The sequence below is a fragment of the Thermoanaerobaculum aquaticum genome, assembly GCF_000687145.1.
Lineage (GTDB): Bacteria > Acidobacteriota > Thermoanaerobaculia > Thermoanaerobaculales > Thermoanaerobaculaceae > Thermoanaerobaculum > Thermoanaerobaculum aquaticum.
Genome location: NZ_JMFG01000003.1, coordinates 24,162 through 30,161, shown reverse-complemented (window position 1 = coordinate 30,161; position 6,000 = coordinate 24,162). Strand labels below are relative to the sequence as shown.

6 protein-coding genes and 1 tRNA gene are annotated in these 6,000 nt (G+C 62.0%); 1 reads left to right on the top strand and 6 read right to left on the bottom strand.

The window, feature by feature from the left end; all coding sequences use genetic code 11:
- The 3 genes from EG19_RS13845 to rnr form a co-directional block, all read right to left on the bottom strand.
- A partial coding sequence (locus EG19_RS13845) for a hypothetical protein (RefSeq protein ID WP_038046622.1) occupies positions 1-500 on the bottom strand: 500 nt, incomplete at its 3' end.
- Between the two features lie 66 nt (positions 501-566).
- Positions 567-2,309, bottom strand: coding sequence for an aspartate--tRNA ligase (gene aspS, locus EG19_RS01425; protein WP_038046620.1), 1,743 nt, complete (start codon positions 2,307-2,309; stop codon positions 567-569).
- Between the two features lie 59 nt (positions 2,310-2,368).
- Positions 2,369-4,627: a ribonuclease R gene (gene rnr, locus EG19_RS01420; RefSeq protein WP_161685270.1), complete on the bottom strand. Its 2,259-nt coding sequence runs from the start codon at positions 4,625-4,627 to the stop codon at positions 2,369-2,371.
- A gap of 94 nt (positions 4,628-4,721) precedes the next feature.
- Here rnr and EG19_RS01415 point away from each other — a divergent pair.
- Positions 4,722-4,808 (top strand) — tRNA-Leu (locus EG19_RS01415).
- Between the two features lie 13 nt (positions 4,809-4,821).
- Here EG19_RS01415 and EG19_RS01410 read toward each other — a convergent pair.
- The 3 genes from EG19_RS01410 to EG19_RS01400 are packed head-to-tail and all read right to left on the bottom strand — an operon-like array spanning position 4,822 to position 5,812.
- Positions 4,822-5,175, bottom strand: a complete 354-nt coding sequence (locus EG19_RS01410; protein ID WP_038046618.1) for an STAS domain-containing protein — start codon at positions 5,173-5,175, stop codon at positions 4,822-4,824.
- Between the two features lie 15 nt (positions 5,176-5,190).
- Positions 5,191-5,559 (bottom strand): hotdog family protein, encoded by a 369-nt coding sequence (locus EG19_RS01405; protein ID WP_038046616.1) that lies wholly within the window; start codon positions 5,557-5,559, stop codon positions 5,191-5,193.
- The gene (locus tag EG19_RS01400; protein WP_038046614.1) at positions 5,540-5,812 is read right to left on the bottom strand and encodes a phosphopantetheine-binding protein; all 273 of its coding nucleotides are present in this window, start codon (positions 5,810-5,812) and stop codon (positions 5,540-5,542) included. The genes EG19_RS01405 and EG19_RS01400 overlap by 20 nt, the downstream gene beginning before the upstream one ends.
- Between the last annotated feature and the right edge of the window lie 188 nt (positions 5,813-6,000).

Sequence of the window (6,000 nt, the reverse complement as noted above, 5' to 3'; positions counted from 1 at the left end):
GACTTACGAGGCCGCCCACGGCGAGCAGGGGCCGCTTCGGCCGCGGCCTTGCGCGGCCGTCCCCGGCGACGGGCCGGCGCCGCCGCGGCTTTGCGGGCCGGACGCCGCACCACCTTGGGCTTGGGGGCACTGGGTCGGCGGCCCGGGCGCATGCGCACGCCCAAAAGCGGAATGATCACGAGGTTTTCCTTTTCGTCAAATTGCGGCTCCATGATGAGCTTGCCGGGAACCACCAACCGGTACTGTTCCAAAAGCGCGCGAATGGAAAGCGAGGTTACCCGCTTGCGGCGGGTTATTTTGAGGGCGCCGCTTTCATCGGGACGGGCTGCCCGCAGCCCCAGGGCGCGGCGTTCGGGATCGAAAAACAGGAGAACATGGGTGGCGTTTTCCAATCCAAACGCTTTCACCGCATCCGCGGAAAGCCCCAGCAACCCTTTTGCTGTCAAAGTGGCCTGGATTTTTTGATTACCTCCACCGGGAATGAACTGGATAAATGGCATCGTTCGCTCCTTTCACTGAAAAAATAGGGCATGAATTGGCGTTTGGCAAGGGCTGCACGTTCAAACCTAGGGTTTAAGCTGCAAATGAAGCTCCGTCAGTTGCTCCTCATCCACCACGTTGGGGGCATCGGTAAGCAAGCAGTTTCCTGCGGTGGTTTTGGGGAAGGCAATCACGTCGCGAATGGATTCCCGTCCCGCCATGAGCATCACCAGCCGGTCTAAACCCAAGGCAATGCCACCGTGGGGAGGCGCGCCGTAGCGGAAAGCTTCCAATAAGAACCCAAACTTTTGCTGCGCTTGTTCGGGGGTAATGCCAAGGCAGGCAAACACCCTCCTTTGCAGCTCCGCATCGTGGATACGAATGGAACCACCGCCCAATTCCAGGCCGTTTACAACCACGTCGTAGGCGCGGGCCCGTACCTTTTCCGGTGCCGTTTCCAAAAGCTCCACATCTTCGGGTTTGGGCGAGGTGAAGGGGTGATGGCACGCGTAAAACCTCTGGGTTTCCTCATCCCATTCCAGCAGGGGAAAATCGGTGACCCAGCAAAACGCGAACTGGTTTTGGGGGAGAAGGTCCAGCTTACGGACACACCACAAGCGCAGCTGACCTAAGGCGGTGAGCACGGTTTTTTCTGGCCCGCCAGCGATTAGGAGTAAATCGCTGTCCTGGCAGCCGGCCGCCTGCAAGAAACGCAAAACTCCCGCATCACCCAGCGCTTTTTTCGCTGGGCTGGCCACCCCATCGGCGGTTTTTTTCATCCAAACGATGCCGGGCAGACCCAGCTCCTTGGCTTGCTCGCCGAGGGTATCCAGCTCCTTGCGGGAAAAAGCAGCACCACCGGGCACCACAAAACCTTTCACCCGGCCCGTAGCTGCCGCTTCGCGCAGCGGCAGAAAATCGCACTCGGCTGAAGGTCCAGAAAAATCAGCCAGGCGCAAATCGAATCGCAAATCCGGTCGATCGGAGCCGTAGCTCTCCATGGCTTCGGCGTAGGAAAGACGGGCAAAATGCTCCGGAGGTTCGATGCCTACCAGGGGGAAAATCCGGTGGAAAAGCCCCTCAATGAGGGCAAAAATATCCTCCTCGCTGATGAAGGAGGCTTCCACGTCCACCTGGGTGAACTCCGGCTGACGATCGGCGCGCAAATCCTCATCGCGAAAACAGCGGGCAATTTGCATGTAGCGGCCCAGCCCTGCCACCTGCAATAGCTGCTTGAAGAGCTGGGGGGATTGGGGCAGGGCGTAAAACTTTCCCGGAGAAAGACGGGAAGGCACCAAAAAATCCCGGGCACCTTCGGGGGTGGAGCGGGTGAGGATGGGGGTTTCCACTTCAATAAAACCCATCTCGTGGAAATAGCGGCGAATTTCAAAGGTAATGCGATGGCGCAGGAGCAGGTTGGCCATCATTTCCGGCCGTCGCAGGTCCAAATAACGGTAGCGCAGGCGCAGCTCCTCGCTGGCCTTCACACGATCTTCCACCACAAACGGCGGGGTTTCAGCGCGGTTCAAGATTTGCAAATGCTCAGCCACCACTTCCACAAGCCCGGTGGGAATTTCCGGGTTGGGGTTTTCCCGGGCCACCACCGTGCCCACAACGCGCACCACGTCCTCCGGCGAAAGGGTTTCCGCTTGCGATTTCAGCTGGTCGCGAAAAACCACCTGGGCAATGCCTTCGCGATCGCGAAGGTCCACAAACACCACCCCGCCCAAATCCCGCCGCCGTCGTACCCAGCCGCAAAGCTCCACCTGTTGACCGATGTGTTCCGGCCGCAAACTCCCGCAAAAAGGTCGCTGCCAAGCTTCAGCCATGGCTCTCTCCTCCCCCTTTGGAGGGGACGTTAGTTTAGCAACCGTGGGTTTGGGCTATCTCACCGACCACGGCGGCGGCTGGCGGGTTGGCGGGCGGTTTTTTGTTCATGCTTGGGGGGACGGGGTTTTTTGTGCCGCTCTTTGCCGCGAGCCGCCCGTCCCGCCTGCCCCCGGGCCGGTTTTTCCTTTCGCGCAGGTGAAGGTGGGGAAGGACGCAGGTGTTCCAGCGGCGGGAGAATCAAAGCAAAATCCACCCCCATGGTTTCCTCGTCCACGCCCAAAACCTTAACCCGCACGGGATCGCCCAAACGGAAGATGCGGCCGGTGCGTTCGCCCACCAAGCGGTGACTCTCCTCCTCGTAGCGGTAGCGGTCATCGTCCATGGTGGAGGCGTGCACCAGGCCCTCCACGAAAATCTCATCGAGCTGCACGAACAAACCAAAAGCCAAAACCCCGGTAATGTGTCCGGAAAACTCCTGGCCAACTTTTTCCTTCATGAACTCCGCTTGCTTCCACCGCACCACTTCACGTTCGGCTTCTTCCGCACGCCGTTCGGTAAAGGAAGAGGTTTGCGAGATTTCCCAGAGCTCAGCTTCCACCAGCTCCCGCTCGCTGGGGGAAAAGCGCTTTCCCTCCAGAAGATGGGCCAAAAAACGATGCACCACCAAATCCGGATACCGGCGGATGGGGGAGGTGAAGTGCAGGTAAAAGTCGGTGGCCAGGGCGTAGTGCCCCCGGCATTCCGGGAGGTATTCGGCGCGGGCCAGGGAGCGCAGGATGAGGGTTTGCAGGAAGCGCTCCTCCGGGCGACCTTCGATGGCCGCCAAAACCCGCTGCAGCTCGGAAGCCGGGAGCTCCTCTAGATCGCCGGCCAGCGGCACCCCGAACTCCTCAAGCACTGCCTGCAGCTCCGCCAGCTTGCCGGGGGAAGGGCGGCTGTGCACGCGAAAGATGCCGGGGGTACGGCCAAAAACCAGCATGCGGGCCACCGCTTCGTTGGCGGCAATCATGAGCTCCTCGATGAGACGGTGGGCGCGGTTTCGGGGTGCCTCCCGCACCCCGGTCATGAAGCCCTGGGGGTCCAGCAGGATCTCCGGCTCCGGGAGGTCGAAATCAATGGACCCCCGGCGCTGCCGCTGGGCTCGAAGCCGCAAAGCCGCAAGGTCCAAAAGGCGTAAACTTTGGGCTACACCAGGGGGAAGGTCGGAGGGGAACTCCCCGGCTTCCAACCAGGAGAAAACCTCGGTGTACGTGCAGCGCCTCCGCGAGCGGAACACCGAGCGGAACGCCTGGTAGTCGGCGATGCGACCCTCGGGGGTGACCAGGAAGCGCACGGTGAAGGCCAGCCGGTCTTGCTCCGGGACCAGCGAGCAAAGGCCGTTGGAGAGCTTTTCCGGCAGCATGGGCACGCACCGCCCCGGCAGGTACACGCTGGTGCCCCGTTCCCGGGCGGCCAAATCCAGAGCGGAGTAGGGTGTGACGTAGTGGGAAACGTCGGCAATGTGCACGAAGACTTCCACGGCATCGCCGGGGCCGGGGAAGGCCACCACCGCATCGTCGAAGTCCTTGGCGGTTTCGCCGTCAATGGTGACCGCGGGCTGGTGCCGAAGGTCCCGGCGCCCGGCCAGGTCCTGTTCCCGGACGGCATCGGGCAAACGCTCCGCCTCCTCCAGCGCCTCGGGGGGAAACTCCACGGGGATGCCCAGCTCGGAAAGCACCACTTCTTCATCCACCCCCGGTTCCCCCGCTTGGCCGAGGGTGCGGAGCACCCGCCCGGAAAGCGGCCCCGTTTCCCCGTACTCGGTGACCACCACCTCCACAAACTCACCCTCTCGCACGGGAAAGTTGGGGGTTTCCACCAGCACCTTCATGTGCAGCTTGCGGGCGTAGGGGTCCACCCAGGGCTGGACCGGGTCGGGGAAGAAGCGACCAACGATGGTTTGGCGGGCCCGGCGTAAAACCTTGACCACCTCACCGAAGCGGTCCGCCACCCACCGCCCGCGAACGCGCTTGCTGCGGCGCTTGACCAGCACCAGATCGCCGTCCATGGCGTTCTTGAGCGATTCCGGGGGAACCACCACCTCGTCCCCTTGCCCCTTCACCGGGCGCACCACACCAAAGCCCTTGGCGGTGGTGCGGACCACCCCGGCCACGAAACCGGCCTGATCCGGCAAAACCCACCGGCCGTTGGGGAGGCCCACCGCCACGGCCCTCTCTTCGGCGAGCTGGAGCACTTCTTCCAGGCTTCCGGGGGGAAGCTCTAAGAGCTCCGCCAGGCGCCGGGGGCTTGCCCCCTGGGGCCCGAAATCCCGCAACACAGCCGACAGTTTCCGCAGAGCCAGAGCCACCTCTGCGGAGACCAACCGGTTCTTGACAGGTTCCTGCTTGGCACGTACCATTTTTGGTGCGCGGGCGAAAGTGGCGGAACTGGTAGACGCGCAAGATTCAGGATCTTGTGGCTTCCCAGCCGTGGGGGTTCGAGTCCCCCCTTTCGCACCACCAGCCCTTCTTTTCATCCCCCCTGCTCACCGCTGAGAAAAGCGAGCGCCTTTTCCCGTTCCCAGAAGATGGGAAAGATGCGGTCCAGCTGCGTAAGCTTCAAAAGCGCCTCCAACCGCTGATGGGGGCGGAGGAGGGCCATGCGGCGGCCCGCTTGTGTGAACTTCTGGAGGTAACCCACCAGCTCACCGATGCCGGTGGAATCCACGTAATCAATGCGCGCCACGTCCAAAAGCAACCCGCCGGAGGTCTCCTGAAAGACCCGCTCGATTTCTGCGGCCAGTTGCTTGGCTGACTCTCCCAGCTTGACGTTGCCCGCAAGCTCCAGGACCGTGACGCCTTGTTCGCTGTACTTTTTGAGATCCATGGTTTTCTCCTCGGGTCAAAAACCCACAGTGACCGTCACTTCCGCCACCAGAGTGCCACCCCGGAGGGCTCGACACGAGTAGCGCCTGAGCTTCCCAAAGCTCGCCTCCTTCCGGCAAACCACCGAAAGGCGGTCCCCAGCGTTCACCTCCTGCCGGAGGCTGGCCTGGTCAATGGCCACCAGCCGCAAGCCCTCATTTTGCTCCGGGGGATCGGTGAGCAGAATCGCTTGCGCCATAGCTTCCGTCAGCATGGTGAGGGGGACGGGAAAGGAAAAGCTTTCGGCGGCACCGGCGGCAGGAACAACCACCACCTCTTCCCCTTTGCGCTCGGCAAAGCGGAAAGGGGGTTGGTGAGGGAGGGGATCAGGCTGCCTCCTGGACACCCTTGCTCCGCAAGAACTCCACCAGGGCGTTCACCGAGGCAAAAGCCTTGGTCCCCACTTCTTCGTCCTGGATGCGCACCCCAAACTCTTTTTCGATGCCAATCACCAACTCCAGGGCATCAATGGAGTCCAGCCCCAGCCCATCGCCGAAGAGGGGGGCAGCGTCATCGATGTCCTCCGGGGTCATCCCTTCCAGCTGCAGCCTGTTGATGATGAGTTCCTTAACCCTGCGATGCAGTGAGCTTTCCGCCATCGAGCCCCAAACCCTCCTCGCAGCGGAAGTATAGCCTATCCCGTAAACCCTTAGCAAAAATGACACCTAGCTCCGTTACGGAGAGAGGTCGTGAAACCTGCGCCCTGCGCAGTTCCTTGGTCTTGATGGCCGCCGCGGAGCGGCGGCCCCACAGGCGGAGCGGCGGCCCCACACAGAGAAAAATGTCG

Bases quoted from the DNA above. Each gene is read 5' to 3' on its own strand.
- aspS (WP_038046620.1), bottom strand. From the start codon at position 2,309: ATGGCTGAAGCTTGGCAGCGACCTTTTTGCGGGAGTTTGCGGCCGGAA.
- EG19_RS01400 (WP_038046614.1), bottom strand. From the start codon at position 5,812: ATGGCGGAAAGCTCACTGCATCGCAGGGTTAAGGAACTCATCATCAAC.
- EG19_RS01410 (WP_038046618.1), bottom strand. From the start codon at position 5,175: ATGGATCTCAAAAAGTACAGCGAACAAGGCGTCACGGTCCTGGAGCTT.